Origin of the sequence: Burkholderia semiarida, from assembly GCF_029268935.1 — a bacterium.
Classification (GTDB): domain Bacteria; phylum Pseudomonadota; class Gammaproteobacteria; order Burkholderiales; family Burkholderiaceae; genus Burkholderia; species Burkholderia semiarida.
This window is the reverse complement of record NZ_JAHLCL010000008.1, coordinates 1,189,575-1,207,250: the sequence shown is the minus strand read 5'-3', so window position 1 is coordinate 1,207,250 and position 17,676 is coordinate 1,189,575. Positions and strand designations below refer to the sequence as shown.

Genomic DNA, 17,676 nt, shown 5'->3' with positions numbered 1-17,676 from the left:
CAAAGGGGAGAGCAGTCGTCGCTGTCCGGCCTTGCCCGCGCGGCCCGTTCTCCAGCAGCCGAAAGGAGATTTCATATCGCGGAATTCGCATCGGCTTCCCGCCGCGGCGTTTTACCGCCGCTTGAAACCGTGTTTTGCATCGCAAAAACGCGTGGCTATCTCATTGAAAAACAACAAAAATTTATATCTTATGTCTTATATAAGACTTGACCGAAATGTTGCCGGGCGGGATTACTATTGAGTCCATGCAGTTCGCTTCGTCACACGCGGCGGGCACGCTGAACTCTTTACTCAAATGCGCTTCGTTCCCAGGAGATAGACATGTCCCAATATCAAGACGACATCAAGGCAGTGGCTGGCTTGAAGGAAAACCACGGCAGCGCGTGGAACGCCATCAGCCCCGAGTATGCGGCCCGCATGCGTGCCCAGAACAAGTTCAAGACCGGCCTGGACATCGCGAAGTACACCGCGAAGATCATGCGCGCCGACATGGCCGCGTACGACGCCGATCCGTCCAAGTACACGCAGTCGCTGGGTTGCTGGCACGGCTTCATCGGCCAGCAGAAGATGATCTCGATCAAGAAGCACTTCAACAGCACCGAACGCCGCTACCTGTATCTGTCGGGCTGGATGGTCGCCGCGCTGCGCTCGGAGTTCGGCCCGCTGCCGGACCAGTCGATGCACGAAAAGACCTCGGTCAGCGCGCTGATCCGCGAGCTGTACACGTTCCTGCGCCAGGCCGACGCCCGTGAGCTGGGCGGCCTGTTCCGCGAGCTGGATGCGGCGAAGGACCCGGCTGCCAAGGCCGCGATCCAGGAAAAGATCGACAACCACGTCACGCACGTCGTGCCGATCATCGCCGACATCGACGCCGGCTTCGGCAACGCGGAGGCGACCTACCTGCTGGCCAAGCAGTTCATCGAAGCGGGTGCGTGCTGCATCCAGATCGAGAACCAGGTGTCGGACGAGAAGCAGTGCGGCCATCAGGACGGCAAGGTCACGGTGCCGCACGAGGACTTCCTCGCGAAGATCCGCGCGATTCGCTACGCGTTCCTGGAGCTGGGCGTGGACGACGGCATCATCGTCGCGCGTACCGATTCGCTGGGCGCCGGCCTGACCAAGCAGATCGCCGTGACGAACCAGCCGGGCGACCTGGGCGATCAATACAACTCGTTCCTCGACTGCGAGGAGCTGTCGGCCGATCAGCTGGGCAACGGTGACGTCGTCATCAAGCGCGACGGCAAGCTGCTGCGTCCGAAGCGCCTGCCGAGCAACCTGTTCCAGTTCCGCGCCGGCACGGGCGAAGCGCGTTGCGTGCTCGACTGCATCACGTCGCTGCAGAACGGCGCCGACCTGCTGTGGATCGAAACCGAAAAGCCGCATATCGCGCAGATCGGCGGCATGGTCAGCGAGATCCGCAAGGTGATCCCGAACGCGAAGCTGGTGTACAACAACAGCCCGTCGTTCAACTGGACGCTGAATTTCCGTCAGCAGGCGTACGACGCGATGAAGGCCGAAGGCAAGGACGTGTCGGCGTACGACCGCGCGCAACTGATGAGCGTCGAATACGACGACACCGAACTGGCCAAGCTCGCCGACGAGAAGATCCGTACGTTCCAGGCCGATGCATCGCGTGAAGCAGGCATCTTCCACCACCTGATCACGCTGCCGACGTACCACACGGCCGCGCTGTCGACCGACAACCTGGCCAAGGAATACTTCGGCGATCAGGGCATGCTCGGCTACGTGGCCGGCGTGCAGCGCAAGGAAATCCGTCAGGGCATCGCGTGCGTGAAGCACCAGAACATGTCCGGTTCGGACATCGGCGACGATCACAAGGAATACTTCAGCGGCGAAGCGGCGCTGAAGGCAGCGGGCAAGGACAACACGATGAACCAGTTCGCGTAATCGTCATATCCGCGGCAGAAAGCCAATCCGTGACGGGTTGGCTTTTTTTCATTCGACGCGCGGAGCGCGTGATTGCCCGGCACCTCGTTTCGAGCGGGGGCGTCTATCGCGATTCGAACAGGATGTTTGTGTACGCAACTGATTCAGGGTTTGCCTGAGTAGCGAAAACGCTGATTCGCACGGCGTGTGTTCGCGTTGTTCGTTTGCCCAAGCGGCAGGTTGAAATTGCCGCTCGTGCGAAACCCTTGCAGGGCGGTCGTCACACGCGTTTCGTCCCCAAACTGTGTGCGACGACGCCGTAAAAAGAACCTGCCCGCAACGCGCATGCCGGCGCGTCGGCGCAGCGGGTTTCTTGCTGCAACGCAACGCCCGCCCAATAACGGCGATGGTATGCTGGCCGACATGGAGTTGTATGGCAGGTTGCTTGCATGGCGAAACTCGCGTTCGCACGCTTATATACGAGACATCACCTTCTCTCGCCCGCATCGCGGCATCGACGCGCGCTCCGCTCGCGCGTCCCGTCCTGCTGCGCGCTGCCGCTCCCTGCGCTCCGCACGCATTCCCATCTCGCGGGTTCACCCCGCATCCCCCATCCCCCGCCCAATAATCTGGAGACATCCCCATGTCGCAAAACACTTTGGCCGAAGCAACACATGGCCCGCTGATCGCTCCGCCGGCCTTCGTCAAGCATCGCGAGCTCATCGACTGGGTATCGCGCATCGCGGCGCTCACGGAGCCCGAGCGCGTCGTGTGGTGTGACGGTTCGCAGGAAGAATACGACGCGCTGTGCCAGGCGATGGTCGACCAGGGCACGCTCACGCGCCTGAACCCGGCGAAGCGCCCGAACTCGTATCTCGCGCAATCCGATCCGTCTGACGTCGCGCGCGTGGAGGATCGCACGTTCATCTGCGCGGCTTCGCGCGACGACGTCGGTCCGACCAACAACTGGATCGATCCGGCCGAAATGCGCGAGACGCTCAACGGTCTGTTCCGCGGCGCGATGCGCGGCCGCACGCTGTACGTCGTGCCGTTCTCGATGGGCCCGCTCGGCTCGCCGATCGCGCACGTCGGCGTCGAGTTGTCCGACAGCCCGTACGTCGCGGTGAACATGCGGATCATGACGCGCATGGGGCGCGACGTGTACGACGTGCTCGGCGAGGACGGCGATTTCGTGCCGTGCGTGCACAGCGTCGGCCATCCGCTCGAAGCCGGCCAGCAGGACGTGCGGTGGCCGTGCAATCCGGTGAAGTACATCGTGCACTTTCCCGAAACGCGCGAGATCTGGAGCTTCGGCTCGGGCTACGGCGGCAATGCGCTGCTCGGCAAGAAGTGCTTCGCACTGCGCATCGCGTCGACGATGGGCCGCGATCAGGGCTGGCTCGCGGAACACATGCTGATCCTCGGCGTGACGTCGCCGGCCGGCAAGAAGTATCACGTCGCGGCCGCGTTCCCGTCCGCGTGCGGCAAGACCAACTTCGCGATGCTGATCCCGCCGCAGGGCTTCGACGGCTGGAAGGTCACGACGATCGGCGACGACATCGCGTGGCTGAAGCCGGGCCGCGACGGCCGCCTGTATGCGATCAACCCGGAAGCCGGTTTCTTCGGCGTGGCGCCGGGTACCGGCGTGAAGACCAACCCGAACGCGATCGCCACGCTGAAGGAAAACGTGATCTTCACGAACGTCGCGCTGACGGAAGACGGCGACGTGTGGTGGGAAGGGCTGACCGACACGCCGCCTGCGAAGCTGACCGACTGGCAGGGCAATCCGTGGACGCCCGAGATTGGCAAGGAAACCGGCCGCAAGGCCGCGCATCCGAATTCACGCTTCACCGCGCCGGCCGCGCAGTGCCCGTCGATCGACGACGACTGGGAAAGCCCGGCCGGCGTGCCGATCGACGCGTTCATCTTCGGCGGCCGCCGCTCGACGACGGTGCCGCTCGTCACGGAAGCGCGCGACTGGGTCGAAGGCGTGTACATGGCCGCGACGATGGGCTCCGAGACGACCGCGGCGGCCGTCGGCCAGCAGGGCGTCGTGCGCCGCGATCCGTTCGCGATGCTGCCGTTCTGCGGCTACAACGTCAGCGATTATTTCGCGCACTGGCTCAAGCTTGGCAAGCAGCTCGAAGCCGCCGGCGCGACGCTGCCGAAGATCTATTGCGTGAACTGGTTCCGCAAGGATGCGAACGGCAAGTTCGTGTGGCCGGGCTTCGGCGAGAACATGCGCGTGCTGAAGTGGATGCTCGATCGTCTCGAGGGCACTGGCGGTGGCGGCGAGCATGCGTTCGGCGTGTCGCCTGCGTATGAAGACCTGCACTGGGACGGCCTCGATTTCACGCGCGATCAGTTCGATGCGGTGACGTCGATGAACGCCGACGAATGGCGCGAGGAGCTGAAGCTGCACGCGGCGCTGTTCGATACGTTGAAGCTGCGCTTGCCGGCTGAAATGAGCGACACGATGAAGAAAATTGAGCAGCGTATCGGTGGCTGACGACAGCAATCGACGTCACCCCCTGAAAGCGTCATGAACGCCCCGGGCCATCCATCGCATGGCCCGGGGCGTCGTCGTTTCCGGCGATCGACCGGCGGTTAGCCGAGATCGAGCGCGTTCGTCAAATCGCCCGGCGGCGTCGCGCCGCGCGCGGCGAACGCGTTGTCGCGCCGGACCACGCCGTCGAGCGGCGCGAGCCCGTGCACGCGGCTGATGAAGCGCAGGATCGAATTCGTGTCGTACAGCGTGTGATCGACGAAGCCCTTTTTCGCGAACGGCGAGATCACGAGCGCCGGGATGCGCGAGCCGGGGCCCCAGCGATCGCCGACCGGCGGCGCGACGTGATCCCACCAGCCGCCGTTCTCGTCGTGCGTCATCACGATCACGGTGTGTTCCCATTGCGGCCCGCGCCGGATATGGTCGATCACGGTCGCGATGTGGCGGTCGCCCGATTCGATGTCCGCATAGCCCGCGTGCATGTTCAGGTTGCCCTGCGGCTTGTAGAACGTGACGGCAGGCAGGCGCCCCGCGTCGATGTCGGCGATGAAGTGGTTGGTCGACGGTTCGTCGCCGAGCCCCGCGTCGCGCAAATGCTTGCGGCGGGCTTCGGTGCCGGGCGCGTAGTTCGCGAAGTAGTTGAACGGCTGGTGGTGATACTGGAAGTCGGGCACCGTGCCCGTGTCGCGATGATCGAGCGCGTACTGCCACGCGCCGCTGTACCACGCCCAGTCGATGTTCTTCTCCGACAGGCGGTCGCCGATCGTCGCGTAGCCCTGCGGCGGCATCACGCGATGGTCGGCCGGATCCGCATACGCGGCGTTGCCCGGATCGGGCGGCGGCACGTAGCTCGGCTGGTACGGCGGCGCCATCGTGTTCACGCCGTACCCGTCCGGCGTCAGCGGGCCGTCGACCGCGAATTTCGGCGGGCCGTCGAGCGCGGACGCGGGCGAATCGTCGGCGAGCTTCAGGCGCGTGCCGGCCGGATCGTCGCCTTCGACCTTCGACAACAGCTTCGCCGCATGCGGATGCTTGTGCGCGTCCGGATACAGCGGCGGCTGCGCGGAGATCAGGAACATGTGGTTCATCCACGAGCCGCCGAAGGCCGCCATGAAGAAGTTGTCGCACAGCGTGTATTGCCGTGCGAGATTCCACAGTCGCAGCGTGTCGGCTGAATTGCGGTAATGGCCCATCACGAGGCCGCCCGAATCGGCCCACGCGGCGAACTGGTTGTTGCGGCCGCCCGCGATCTGCATCTGGTTCTGGTAGAAGCGATGCCACAGGTCGCGCGTGATCACGCCGTTCGGCAGCGGCTTGCCCTGCGCGTCCGAAATCCGGAACGGCGCGTTCGGCAGCTTGTCGATGTCGCGCTCCGCGATCGCGTAGCGCTTGCCGTCCACTTCCTGCGCCTGCGGCACGAGCCCGCCCCAGATCTTCGGCAGCACCGGCAGCGGCGTCTTGCCGTCGCGATCGAGTTGCTGCGCGTGCTCGGGGCGCACTTCGCTCAGCGGGTAGCGCACGCCGGGGAAATCGCCGTACAGGTTCGCGAAGCTGCGGTTTTCCGCATAGATCACGACGATGTGGCGCACGCGCTGGCGCAACGCTTCGTCGATGCGCAGGTCGGCGGCCGAACGCGGCGCGTTGCCCGCGGTGGTTTCGCAGCCGGCGAGCGCGACACCGGCGCCGATCGCGGCGAGGCCGCCGAGCACACGGCGGCGGTCGGGATCGGCGGGAAGGTCGTCGGGGCGATCGGGGGTGTCGTTCACGTCGTGGGCTCCTCGGGTGGGCGGGTGGGTGTTGTCGTTCGATGCGCGCCGGCATCGCGCGGACTGACGCGACGCAGGGCGAAAAAATGCAACGGCCGGCATCGTGCGAGGCGGCGCACTGCGGCTGTCACGAAAATGTCATGCACGCGACTATAACGCGGCAAGGGGGCGGATGAAAGCCGTTCGTCTGACGATTCGACGCTCGCACGGCGAGCGATGCGCGACGTCCGTGCGCGAACTAGACTTGAACCAGGGGCGGTGCGTCGCGGCGTGCCGCCCGGGCGAGGGCCGCCCGGCGACGCCGGCCGATGGGGTTGCCGAGGCGGGATCGATGCGACGAACGACGCGACACAGCGAGGCGACGATGGCGCGGATGCATGCCGTTTTCGCATGGCTGCCGCGGCCGCATACCGGATGCGCGCGCGTGCCGGCGTGAGCGCACGCCGCGCAACAGGCAGGGCCGGCCCGATGCCATGGACAGGAAATTCGACTACCCGGGATTGCTGATCGCGGCGGGCTTCTTCGTGCTGTTCGCCGCGCAGTTGCTGATGCTGCGCCCGACGTCGGCGCCGATCGCATACAGCGATTTCCACCGGCTCGTCGCGGCGCGGCTCGTCGACGATCTCGAGGTCGGCCCGGCGTCGATCTCGGGCACGCTGAAGATGCCGCAGGCCGGCACGATCCTGCCTGCGTCCGATGCCGCGGTCGTGCGGCAGGCCGGCGCGCCGTGGCGCTTCACGACCAGCCGCGTGACCGACGAGCACCTGATCGACACGCTGACCGCCGCCGGCATCCGCTATCACGGCACGCCCGACACCGGCTGGCTCACATCGCTCGCGTCGTGGCTGCTGCCGCTGATGCTGCTCGTGTTCGTATGGAACATGATGCTGCGCAAGCGCGGCGGGCTGCAGGACTTCACCGGCATGGGCAAGAGCCGCGCGCGCGTGTACGTGCAGCAGGAAACCGGCATCACGTTCGACGACATCGCCGGCATCGACGAAGCGAAGGCCGAACTGCAGCAGCTCGTCGCGTTCCTGCGCAACCCCGACCGCTACCAGCGGCTCGGCGGCAAGATTCCGAAAGGCGTGCTCGTCGTCGGCGCGCCGGGTACGGGCAAGACGCTGCTCGCGCGCGCGGTGGCGGGCGAGGCGGCCGTGCCGTTCTTCTCGATCAGCGGCTCGGCGTTCGTCGAGATGTTCGTCGGCGTGGGCGCCGCGCGCGTGCGCGACCTCTTCGAGCAGGCGCAGCAGAAGGCGCCGTGCATCGTGTTCGTCGACGAGCTCGATGCGCTCGGCAAGGTGCGCGGCGTCGGCCCGATGTCGGGCAACGACGAGCGCGAACAGACGCTCAACCAGTTGCTGGTCGAGATGGACGGTTTCCAGGCCGGCTCCGGCGTGATCATCATGGCCGCGACGAACCGGCCCGAGATCCTCGATCCTGCACTGCTGAGGCCGGGGCGTTTCGATCGCCACATCGCGATCGACCGGCCGGACGTGAACGGCCGCCGCCAGATCCTCGGCGTGCACGTGAAGCGCGTGAAGCTCGCGGCCGACGTCGATCTCGGCGAGCTCGCGTCGCGCACGCCGGGCTTCGTCGGCGCCGATCTCGCGAACGTCGTCAACGAGGCCGCGCTGCATGCGGCCGAACTCGGCAAGCCGGCAGTCGGCATGGCCGACTTCGACGAGGCGATCGACCGCGCGCTGACGGGCCTCGAGCGCAAGAGCCGCGTGATGAACGAGCAGGAGAAGCTGACCATCGCGTATCACGAAGCCGGCCACGCGCTCGTCGCGGAAAGCCGCGCGCATTGCGACCCGGTGAAGAAGGTGTCGATCATTCCGCGCGGCGTCGCCGCACTCGGCTACACGCAGCAGGTGCCGACCGAGGATCGCTACGTCCTGCGCCGCAGCGAGCTGCTCGACCGGATCGACGCGCTGCTCGGCGGGCGCGTGGCGGAAGAACTCGTGTTCGGCGATGTGTCGACCGGCGCGCAGAACGACCTCGAACGCGCGACCGCGATGGCGCGCCACATGGTCATGCAGTATGGAATGAGCGAGAAGATCGGGCTCGCGACGTTCGACGACGGCGACGCGCGCCAGGGGCTGCCCGGCGCATGGCATGCGGGCGACGGCCGCTGCAGCGAGCACACCGCGCGGATGATCGACGACGAGGTGCGCACGCTGCTGGCCGATGCGCATGCGCGGGTCGCGGCGACGCTCGGCGAACGTCGCGACGCGCTCGAACGCATCGCGCGACGGCTGCTGCAATGCGAGGTGCTCGAACGCGATGTGCTGCAGGCGCTGATCGACGGGCGCATCGAACCGTCGTCGGCCACGCCGGTATTACCCGGCGACGAAACGAGCGCGCGCGGCGGTGCGATCGAAACGGAGCAGGCGTCGGCGGTCGAGCGCGATTTCGTCGCGTACGGCCGGCCGCACGAAACCGATCGATGAAGCCGTCGCGCGTTTTCTTTCCGTTCTTTCCCGCCACGGAGTCGCCATGAGCGACGCGCACGTATCGGTCGAGCGGCGTCGTGCTCGCATGCGCGGCGGCAGGGGCGTGAGCGCGCGTCGGCGCGTCAGGATTCGGTCGCGGCCGCCACTTCGGCCGCTTCGGTGAGCGCTTCGAGAAAGCGCGTGCGCCACCAGTGCACGTCGGTCTTGCGCATGATCGCCATCAGCGCCGCGTGACGCTGGCGGCGCTCTTCGAGCGGCATCGTGAGCGCGCGCTGGATCGCCTGCGCGGTGCCTTGCGTGTCGTACGGATTGACGAGCAGCGCCGACTTCAGTTGTTCGGCCGCACCCGCGAAACGCGACAGCACGAGCACGCCCGGGTCGGCCGCGTCTTGAGCCGCGAGGAACTCTTTCGCGACGAGATTCATCCCGTCGCGCAGCGGCGTGACGAGCGCGACCCGGCTCGCGCGGTAAAGGCCCGGCAGGCGCTTGCGCGCGACGGTGCGGTGAATGTAGCGCATCGGCATCCATTCGAGCTCGCCGTAGTCGCCGTTGATCGCGCCGCACAGGCTGTCCATCTCGCGCCGCAGGTCGTCGTACGCGCCGAGATCCTCGCGGCTCGGCGCGGCGATCTGGATCAGCGTCGCGCGGTCGCGGTTCTCCGGATACTGTTCGAGCAGCTCGCGGAATGCATGCACGCGCTGCGGCAGCCCTTTCGTGTAATCGAGCCGGTCGACGCCGACCAGCAACTGGCGCCGCGAATATTCGTCGCGCATGCGCTCGAACATGTCGAGGCCGTCGCGATCGCGCGCGAGCGACTCGAACTCGTCGACGTTGATGCCGATCGGGAACGCGCCGGCCGACAGCGTGCGGCCGAATGCCCGCAGCCGTCCGTCCGGCAGCCGCGCCGCGCCGGCTTCCGCCTCGACGTAATGCTCGAAGTGGAGCAGATCCGATTCGGTCTGGAAGCCGACGAGGTCGTACGCGAACAGCGAGCGCATCAGCCATTCGTGTTCCGGGATCGCGGCCATGATCGGCGGCGGCGGCATCGGAATGTGCAGGAAGAAGCCGATCGGATTCGTGCAGCCCATCGCGCGCAGCTCGGCGGCGAGCGGAATCAGCTGATAGTCGTGCACCCAGATCACGTCGTCGGGCCGCAGCAGCGTGCGCAGCTTGCGCGCGAACAACTGGTTCACGCGCCGGTAGCCGTCGGCGAAGCGCCGGTCGAACTGCGCGAGATCGAGCCGGTAGTGAAACACCGGCCACAGCACGTTGTTCGAGTATCCGAGGTAGTAAGCGTCGTAGTCCTGCGGATCGAGATCGACCGTCGCGAGCTGAATGCCGCCGACGTTCTGGACCTGCACGTCGTCGCCATGCGTGGGCTGATCGTCGCCGCCGCGTAGCCTGCCGCTCCAGCCGAACCAGACGCCGCCGGTTTCCTGCAGGCTGTCCTTCACGGCGACGGCGAGGCCGCCGGCCGCGGCTTTACGAGGGTCCGCGATGCGATTGGATACGACGACGAGTCGGCTCACCAGCTCTCCTGACGATTGTTGGGGGAAGGTTCGTGCGGCCTAGGCGCGAGAGGCAGACGCCGCCGTCGGCGCGCGGTGCGCGATACGACGGGGCCGCATGGCGATCGGACGGGAGTCAGGGCACGCGGTTCGCCGCCCGGTCGAAAAGTGCTTTTTTTAGGATACTCGTCATTCGTGCGTTTTAAAAGTCCGTGTCGACGGACGGGGCGGGCGCCTGCCGCGCGGTATCCATGGCAGCGATACGGTAACGGGCGATGCCCGAGCGGGACCGAAACTTGCGCCGCACGGCGAACGCAGTGTGCGCAAGCCTCCGCGGCGCGTACCGGCCGACGACGCCGCGCTGCCCCGCCGCGTTCCGCTGCGTCGTCTCGTCCATCTGCGCGATCGTGAGATTCCCCTCGAAGCGCGTCGTGTTCGCCCGCAGCGGGCGCCGCGGGCCGTACGAAGGTCAGAACGTGGTGCGCAGTCCGGCCATCACGCTGCGGCCGCCTTGCGGGGCGAAGCCGCGCACGACCGACGTCGCGTAGCGAATCTCCTGGTTCGTCAGGTTGTCGCCGCGCAGGTACGCGAGCCAGTGCGTAGGCCCGACGCGGAACTTGTACGTCAGCATCACGCCGAGCGACGTGTAGCCGTCGGTGGAGAAGTCGTTGTCGGGTACGCGATGCTGCGACCACGCGTGCGTGACTTGCGCACGCGCGCCGAACGGGCCGTAGCCGTAGTCGGCTGCCAGCGTCGCGCGCAGCGGCGCGATGCGCGGCAGCGGCTGGCCCGTATCGACGTTGCGCGCGCGCGTGTAGTCGGCCGTCAGTTCGAGATCGACCGTATGGCCGCGTCGCGCGAATGCACGCCACTTGCCGTCCAGCTCGATGCCGTAGAACTCGGCGCGCACGCCGCGATAGATCGCCTCGTTGAGCGAGCCGTCGGTGCCGGGCGCGACCGGTTCGCCGTCGTCGTCCACCACGCGGCCGGTGTTGTATTCGGTCAGGTAGTTCGAGAAGCGGTTGTAGAACACGCCGACGCTGCCGCGGTTCGGTCCGCTCGCATAGCGCAGCGACAGGTCGGTCGATACGGCCTTTTCCTTCGACGCGTTCGGGTTGCCGATCAGGAACTGGCCGGTCGCATCGTGCGGGCCGTTCGAATACAACTCGTAGAACGTCGGCGCGCGTTCGGTGTACGCGACGTTCGCCGCGACCGACCATACGGGCGTCAGCGAGAACAGCGCGCCGGCCGACAGGCTGCCCGCGTTGAAGTCGCGCGGCTGCGCGAGCGCGAATTTCTCGACGCCGGCCGGATCGGGATCGACCTTCACGTGCTCGAAGCGGCCGCCGAAGCTCAGCTTCAGCGCCGGGACGACCTGCCATTCCTCGAGGCCGAACAGCGCGACGCTGTTGGTGCGCGTGGACGGCACGAGCATTTCGTCGCCCAGCGCCGAGAACGTGTTCTGGCCGAACTGCACGCCGATCGCGCCTTCGAACGGCCCGATCTTGCGATGGCGCGCCTCGATGCGCGCCTCGTAGCCGCGATTGCGGAAGGTGGTCGCGGTCTCGCCGTTGTCGACTTCCTTGTGGCGATAATCGGTGTAGGCGAAATCGAATTTCAGCTTCGTGAACGGCCCGCTCAGGTTGCGCACCTCGGATGCGAGCGCGAGGCGTTCCTGGCGCATCCGCAGCCGCACGTCGCTCTCCGCGACGGAGCCGTAGTTCGATTCGTAGCCGCTGTACGACAGGCCCGCGAAACCGTCCGCCCACGTATACGACGCGCCGACCGCACCGCCGTGCACGCGGCCGTCGCTGTTCGGCACGTTGCCTTCCGGCTGCGGCGTATCGGGGCCGTCGATCGCGCGTTGCTGGCTGCTGCGTGCGTAGCCGGGAATCCGCAGCTTGCTCGTTTCGCGATCGAATGCGTCGACGTGGAACGCGAAGCGGCCGTTGCCGCCTTCGACCTGCGCGGCGCCGGCGCGCACGGAATTCGCGCCGCCATAGCGCGCGTCGAGCGCGCCGGTCACGCCCTGGATCGCCTCGCGCGGAATCCGGTTGTCGATCGTGTTGACCACGCCGCCCACCGCATTGCCGCCGTACAGCAGCGCGGCCGGGCCGCGCACGATCTCGACGCGCTCGATCGACAGCGGATCCTGCGGCACCGCGTGGTCGTACGACAGCGACGACGCGTCATACGCCGCGACGCCGTTCTGCAGCAGCCGGATCCGGTCGCCGTCCATCCCGCGGATGATCGGACGGCCGACCATCGGCCCGTAGGTGGTGGTCGACACGCCGGGCAGTCCGTCGAGTGTTTCGCCGAGCGAATCGGCCTGGCGGCGCGTCAGCGCATCGCCGGAAAGCTGGACGGTCGGTGCGAGCGGTTCGGCGTCGCCGAGCGGGTTCGCGGTCACGAAGATCGGTGCGAGCGGCGACGATGAGGCGGCTGGCGTGCCGGGTGCGGCGGGCGCATCGGTCTGCGCGTGGGCGACGGCGGCGAACAGCATCAGCGACAGGGACGAGAGCGGGCGAAGCGGTAAGCGAGGGAGGTCGCGCATGGTCGGTGAATCGGTTGGAATCGGGATCGGATAACGAGCGATGCGGGTCACGGATGGATACGATATATTGTTGCGTCAGTGACGCGCAGTAACCCGTTGGAACATGGCTCGGCGACGCGCGGCCACCTGACTGGAACGGTGTCAGGGGGACGAGCACGCGAAATGATATGTTATATCATGTCAAATTCCAAGCCGGATAATGGGATCTCGTCGGCTTTCCGTTGGAACGGTGAAGGCGCGGCGGGAGCGTCGGGCGGCGTGCAACCGCCGGCTCGCGCTTTCGCGTCAAACGACGCCGATCGTGCCGAAGCCGCGTCGACCGCTGCATCCGTTCCAATGCGTTGACGCGTATCAACGCGCTCCGATTCCGAAACCGGATACTGGGTCGCTCATCGACCAGACAGGAGCAACGCATGACCCAGACCATGAACGCGGCCGTGGTACACGCGTTCGGCGAGCCGTTGCGTATCGAGGAGGTGCCGGTCCCGACGCCGGGCCCCGGCCAGATTCTCGTGAACATCAAGGCGTCGGGCGTCTGCCATACCGATCTGCACGCGGCCGACGGCGACTGGCCCGTCAAGCCGTCGCTGCCGTTCATCCCCGGCCACGAAGGCGTGGGGATCGTCGCGGCGGTCGGCGCGGGCGTCACGCACGTGCGCGAGGGCGATCGCGTCGGCGTGCCGTGGCTCTATACGGCCTGCGGCCATTGCGAGTACTGCTGCACGGGATGGGAAACGCTGTGCCATGGCCAGCAGAACACCGGCTATTCGGTGAACGGCAGCTACGCCGAATACGTGCTGGCCGATCCCGATTACGTCGGCCAGTTGCCCGCGCAGGTGGCATTCGACGAGATCGCGCCGATCCTGTGCGCGGGCGTCACGGTCTACAAGGGCATTCGCGTCACCGATACGCGCCCGGGCCAGTGGCTCGCGATCTCCGGCATCGGCGGCCTCGGGCACGTGGCCGTGCAGTATGCGCGTGCGATGGGCCTGCACGTCGCCGCGATCGACATTTCACCCGACAAGCTCGCGCTGGCGCGGCAACTGGGTGCGCATCTGACGATCGATGCGTCGGTCGACGATCCCGCGAAAGTGATCCAGAAGGAAATCGGCGGCGCGCACGGCGTGCTGGTCACGGCCGTGTCGCGCAGCGCGTTCGCGCAGGCGCTCGGGATGGTCCGGCGCGGCGGTACGGTGGCGCTCAACGGGCTGCCGCCCGGCGATTTCCCGCTGCCGATCTTTTCGACCGTGCTGAACGGCATCACCGTGCGCGGGTCGATCGTCGGTACGCGCCGCGATCTGCAGGAGTCGCTCGATTTCGCGGCGGACGGCCTGGTGCGCGCGCATATCCATCGCGACCGGCTCGGCAACATCAACGACGTGTTCGCGAAGCTGCGGGAAGGGAAGGTCGACGGGCGCATCGTGCTCACCGACATGCATTGATGCCCACGCACGCCGCCGTGCGACGCGTCGCGTCGCGGCGGCGTGACGGTCATCCGCGCATCACGGCGCGAAGAACACGTCGGTGCGGTTCGTCAGATTGCCCGCGCTCGTCTGCACGAAGAACGGATGGAACGACGACGACGGCATGACGTCGAGCCCCTGGTAGTCGCCGATGAAGAACCCTTCGGCGTTGGGCGCGAGCTTCATGTCGAACGGGCCGCCGACGCGCCGCTCGTCGGCGAACGTGGCGCCGCCGTCGTGCGAGATCTTGCGCCAGAAGCCGGTCGGCAGCGTCGTCGTGTTGCCGGCCTGCAGGTCGCGGAAGTCGTAGTGCGTGACCATCACCGCACCCGTGTTGTCGACGCGCACCGACGGATTGAACGCGGGGCGCCCGGTCGGCGTGTTCACCTGTCGCGGGGCGCTCCACGTCGCGCCGCCATCCTTCGACGTCGATATCGCGATCTCGTCGTACGTGCCGCCATTGAAGCGGCTGTCCTGCCACACGACGTAGAGCTGGCCCGATGCCGGGTCGATCGCGGGTTCCGGAATGATGTCGCCGGTGCGCACGGGTTCGCCGGTGTTCGGATCCGTGACGCCGACCGTCTGCAGCCCCGCGATGATCCGCGGCTTGGTCCACGTCGCGCCGTCGTCGGTCGACTTGACGAACGCGACCTTGCCGGCCGCCTTGCCGAACGGCGGCTGGATCAGGTCGAAGAAATCGTAGAGCGTGCCGCTCTTCGGATCGACGACGATCTGGTTGCCGATCGTCTGCTGGCGCGACGGCACGTTGACGATGACCTTCGCGGCGCTCCACGTCTTGCCGCCGTCGGTCGTCTTCGAGAATAGCGTGGGCCCGCGGTACGCCTGCGTGTGCAGGTTCGCGTACGGGTTGCCGTTCGGCAGTTCGAGACGGTCCCATACCGCGTATGCGGTGCCCGCCTTCACCGGGTTGGCCGTCACCGATTCCTTGTCGTTGAAGAACTGCGTCGTCGGCTCGTCGTTCGCGATCAGCACGGCCGGGCTGCTCCACGTCTGTCCGCCGTCGGTCGACACCGATGCGCCCACCGCGTTGCCGTTGTTCGACTGGTTGAACGAGATCGACACCGAGTACGCAGTGCCGTCCGGCCCGAACGAGACCCATGGATCGGACGCGCGTTCGTACTTGAGCCCGCCCGGCGCGCAGGCGCTGAACGGCTGCGGCGTGCGCGCCCAGGTCGCGCCGGCGTCGAACGTATAGCCGGCGACGAGCCCGTGGGCGCCGCCGTTCGACCAGCGGTCCTGCTGCCACACGCCGATCATGTTGTTCGGGTTCGCCGGATTGACCGCGAGCCACGGTTCGACTTCTGCATTCACGTAGTTGGTGCCCGGGCCGCCGATGGTGCACGCGGCGAACGGGCTCGGCCCGGACACGACGACGGGCTCGGCGTGCGCCGCGGCGGCGGCGGCCAGCGCCATCGCGGCGGACAGGCGGGTAGCAAGCGGATGGGACACGATCATGCGTCGCATGGACGACTCCTCGGTGAGGTGCGGAGGCGATGGCGGGGCACGACGAGACGACGCGAACCGGTGCGACCGGTCGTGCCGCACGCGTCGTTACGTGCCGTTCAGCATGCCGCTTCAGCCATCGCGATCCGCGTGCGCTGGATGCCGCCAGCGCTTCGGTCAAGACTCCTCTTCGTTTTCCTTGCTTGTCGGCTGTGTCTGCGATGTCGACCCGACGGGAAAGCCAGTCCGGGCATGCGACGAATGTGTCGAAGTGGATTGCAATGTAGGCGATTCGAATGTCGCGCGACAGGCGGTTTTTTGTAACAGGACGTAGCCGGCAAGCGTTGCCGGAAGCGGGCGTCCGGCACGCAAGATTTGCCGTTGCGGCGGCATGAAAATCGAATCGAAAACGCGAATCGCAATCGCTTGCGATCGACGCCGGCACGAGCCGGTCGCGCGCGTGTAAAGCGCCGTTCAGCGCTCCGCCGGAAACCGCTCCTGCAATGCATGCAGCCAGCGGGCGACGACGTCGAGTTCGTCATCGGAAAACCCGTCGCAGAGCTTGCCGTTGAGTTCGCGCAGCAGCACGCGCGCACGCTTGAGGGCCGCGTGGCCTGCGTCGGTCAGGTATAGCCGCGTCGCGCGGCCGTCGTCCGAATCGGCATGGCGCGTGATGAGGCCGGCCTTCGCCATCCGGTCGGCGAGCCCCGTCATCGCGGACGGCGCGAGCTGCAGCGCGGCGCCGACTTCGCCGATCAGCGCGCCGTCCTGCTTCGCGAGGCAGAACAGCGCGCCGGCCTGCGCGGCACTCGCGCGCGTGTCGGTTTCGGCCTTGCGGTCGATCCAGCGCTGCACGCGCCGCTGGCCGATGTTCAACAGGAAAAACAGTCGTCGGTCTTCGCTCAAGCTGGGTTCCCGGCTGCAATGGAAAGGGAGGGGCGGCCCGCGGTGCGCGGCGTGTCGAGCGCCTGCGCGAGCCAGTCGGCGACGTCGGGCCACAGCACGGCGCCGGGCCGGCTCCGAAAGAAGCCCATGTGCCCGACCGGGCCGCTGCCCGCCGCGCGCGGATCGATCTGACGGCGTTCGACCTTCGCGCGGGTCAGATAGCTTACCAGCAGGCCGATCGCGGCCGGATTCGCCCACGGATCGTCGTCGAAGCCGAGCGCGAGGATCGGCAAGCGCTGCTTCGAGAAGCGCTCGGCCGCGCCGAGCGTTGGATCGTCGAAGAAGTAGTGCGGCAGCGTCGTCCAGCGGCTCCATTCGCGGAACACGCCGGCCGGCAGATCCTCGCCGAGCCCGAGCCGCTTGCCGGGCACGTAGCCGAGCAGTGCGGACGTCAGCGGGCCGAGCACGCGCAGGATCAGCCGCACCTTCAGGCGTTCGGCCGCCCGCGCGATCAGCCGCGTGCTGCCCGCGTGCGCGGCGACCAGCACGGCCGCGCGCAGATGCGTCGTCGCGCCGGACAGGCCGATCGCATGTCCGCCGACGCTATGGCCGACCGCCAGCAGCGGCAGCCCTTCATGCGTGTGCCGGGCCCAGGCGGTCGCCGCGCCGACGTCGAGCTCCATCCAGTCGCGCATGCGGGCCTGCAGCGCGCCCAGACGCGCGGGCCGCGATGCGCCGATGCCGCGATAGTCGTAGGTCAGCGCCGCGAAACCGCGCTCGGTCAGGAAGCGCGCGAAGCCCGCATACAGCCGCTCGGGCACGGCCGTCGCCGGATGGATCAGCACCAGCGCGCGCGGCGGCGCATGCGGCGACCACAGCGTGCCGTGCAGCACATAGCCGTCGGCGGCGGAAAACTCGATGGGTCGGGCCGTCATGGCGTCCTCGTTCGGGCAGTTGTTTTGTATGCGAAATATAGTGCGGGATTTATTTCGTGCACGAAATATCCATCGAGGAATCATTCGAACTTCACGTGGCGGCGGTGGTGCGGCGAGCCCCGGGCATGCACGCGTAATTCATAAAATATTTGCATCTTTACATAGAAGAATATTGCGTTTGTGTCATGAAACGGATCGACGTATCTTCACCGGTTCCATCCGTTGCGCCGGCGGTTTCGCACGGCGGACCATAGG

At 67.0% G+C, this 17,676-nt stretch carries 11 protein-coding genes; 4 read left to right on the top strand and 7 right to left on the bottom strand.

Annotation, left to right across the window (positions count from 1 at the left end; genetic code table 11):
• The first annotated feature begins 321 nt into the window (after positions 1-321).
• Both KPB06_RS28655 and KPB06_RS28650 read left to right on the top strand, forming a co-directional pair.
• Positions 322-1,908, top strand: coding sequence for an isocitrate lyase (locus tag KPB06_RS28655; RefSeq protein ID WP_059574351.1), 1,587 nt, complete (start codon positions 322-324; stop codon positions 1,906-1,908).
• A gap of 622 nt (positions 1,909-2,530) precedes the next feature.
• Entirely contained in the window at positions 2,531-4,396 is a 1,866-nt protein-coding gene (locus KPB06_RS28650) for a phosphoenolpyruvate carboxykinase (GTP) (RefSeq protein ID WP_275905817.1), read from the top strand.
• A gap of 98 nt (positions 4,397-4,494) precedes the next feature.
• Here KPB06_RS28650 and KPB06_RS28645 read toward each other — a convergent pair whose 3' ends face one another.
• The gene (locus KPB06_RS28645; RefSeq protein WP_104012753.1) at positions 4,495-6,159 is read right to left on the bottom strand and encodes an acid phosphatase; all 1,665 of its coding nucleotides are present in this window, start codon (positions 6,157-6,159) and stop codon (positions 4,495-4,497) included.
• Positions 6,160-6,632: 473 nt separating this feature from the next.
• On the opposite strand from KPB06_RS28645, the gene ftsH reads away from it, so the two are divergent.
• Positions 6,633-8,609, top strand: coding sequence for an ATP-dependent zinc metalloprotease FtsH (gene ftsH, locus KPB06_RS28640; protein WP_060310918.1), 1,977 nt, complete (start codon positions 6,633-6,635; stop codon positions 8,607-8,609).
• Between the two features lie 125 nt (positions 8,610-8,734).
• Here the strand turns inward: ftsH and otsA are convergent, their stop codons facing one another.
• The 3 genes from otsA to KPB06_RS28625 form a co-directional block, all read right to left on the bottom strand.
• Positions 8,735-10,141 (bottom strand): alpha,alpha-trehalose-phosphate synthase (UDP-forming), encoded by a 1,407-nt coding sequence (otsA, locus tag KPB06_RS28635; RefSeq protein WP_059574355.1) that lies wholly within the window; start codon positions 10,139-10,141, stop codon positions 8,735-8,737.
• A 181-nt stretch (positions 10,142-10,322) separates the two neighbouring features.
• Positions 10,323-10,517, bottom strand: coding sequence for a hypothetical protein (locus KPB06_RS28630; RefSeq protein ID WP_275905818.1), 195 nt, complete (start codon positions 10,515-10,517; stop codon positions 10,323-10,325).
• A 72-nt stretch (positions 10,518-10,589) separates the two neighbouring features.
• Positions 10,590-12,674 (bottom strand): TonB-dependent receptor, encoded by a 2,085-nt coding sequence (locus KPB06_RS28625; protein ID WP_275905819.1) that lies wholly within the window; start codon positions 12,672-12,674, stop codon positions 10,590-10,592.
• 413 nt (positions 12,675-13,087) lie between these two features.
• Between KPB06_RS28625 and adhP the strand changes: the two genes are divergently transcribed.
• Positions 13,088-14,116, top strand: coding sequence for an alcohol dehydrogenase AdhP (adhP, locus tag KPB06_RS28620; RefSeq protein ID WP_275905820.1), 1,029 nt, complete (start codon positions 13,088-13,090; stop codon positions 14,114-14,116).
• 60 nt (positions 14,117-14,176) lie between these two features.
• On the opposite strand, the gene KPB06_RS28615 is transcribed toward adhP, so the two are convergent.
• The 3 genes from KPB06_RS28615 to KPB06_RS28605 all read right to left on the bottom strand — a co-directional run bounded on the left by KPB06_RS28615 (position 14,177) and on the right by KPB06_RS28605 (position 17,421).
• Positions 14,177-15,622: a sialidase family protein gene (locus KPB06_RS28615; protein ID WP_275905821.1), complete on the bottom strand. Its 1,446-nt coding sequence runs from the start codon at positions 15,620-15,622 to the stop codon at positions 14,177-14,179.
• Positions 15,623-16,075: 453 nt separating this feature from the next.
• Positions 16,076-16,507 carry a MarR family winged helix-turn-helix transcriptional regulator gene (locus KPB06_RS28610; protein ID WP_059574360.1) on the bottom strand — a complete coding sequence of 144 codons (432 nt, stop codon included), beginning with the start codon at positions 16,505-16,507 and terminating at the stop codon, positions 16,076-16,078.
• Entirely contained in the window at positions 16,504-17,421 is a 918-nt protein-coding gene (locus tag KPB06_RS28605; protein ID WP_275905822.1) for an alpha/beta hydrolase family protein, read from the bottom strand. Before KPB06_RS28605 ends, KPB06_RS28610 begins: the two co-directional genes overlap by 4 nt.
• Between the last annotated feature and the right edge of the window lie 255 nt (positions 17,422-17,676).

Excerpts from the sequence above, each read along its gene's own strand:
- KPB06_RS28655 (WP_059574351.1), top strand. The coding sequence starts at position 322 with ATGTCCCAATATCAAGACGACATCAAGGCAGTGGCTGGCTTGAAGGAA.
- KPB06_RS28650 (WP_275905817.1), top strand. The coding sequence starts at position 2,531 with ATGTCGCAAAACACTTTGGCCGAAGCAACACATGGCCCGCTGATCGCT.
- ftsH (WP_060310918.1), top strand. The coding sequence starts at position 6,633 with ATGGACAGGAAATTCGACTACCCGGGATTGCTGATCGCGGCGGGCTTC.
- KPB06_RS28630 (WP_275905818.1), bottom strand. The coding sequence starts at position 10,517 with ATGGACGAGACGACGCAGCGGAACGCGGCGGGGCAGCGCGGCGTCGTC.
- KPB06_RS28625 (WP_275905819.1), bottom strand. The coding sequence starts at position 12,674 with ATGCGCGACCTCCCTCGCTTACCGCTTCGCCCGCTCTCGTCCCTGTCG.
- adhP (WP_275905820.1), top strand. The coding sequence starts at position 13,088 with ATGACCCAGACCATGAACGCGGCCGTGGTACACGCGTTCGGCGAGCCG.
- KPB06_RS28615 (WP_275905821.1), bottom strand. The coding sequence starts at position 15,622 with ATGCGACGCATGATCGTGTCCCATCCGCTTGCTACCCGCCTGTCCGCC.
- KPB06_RS28605 (WP_275905822.1), bottom strand. The coding sequence starts at position 17,421 with ATGACGGCCCGACCCATCGAGTTTTCCGCCGCCGACGGCTATGTGCTG.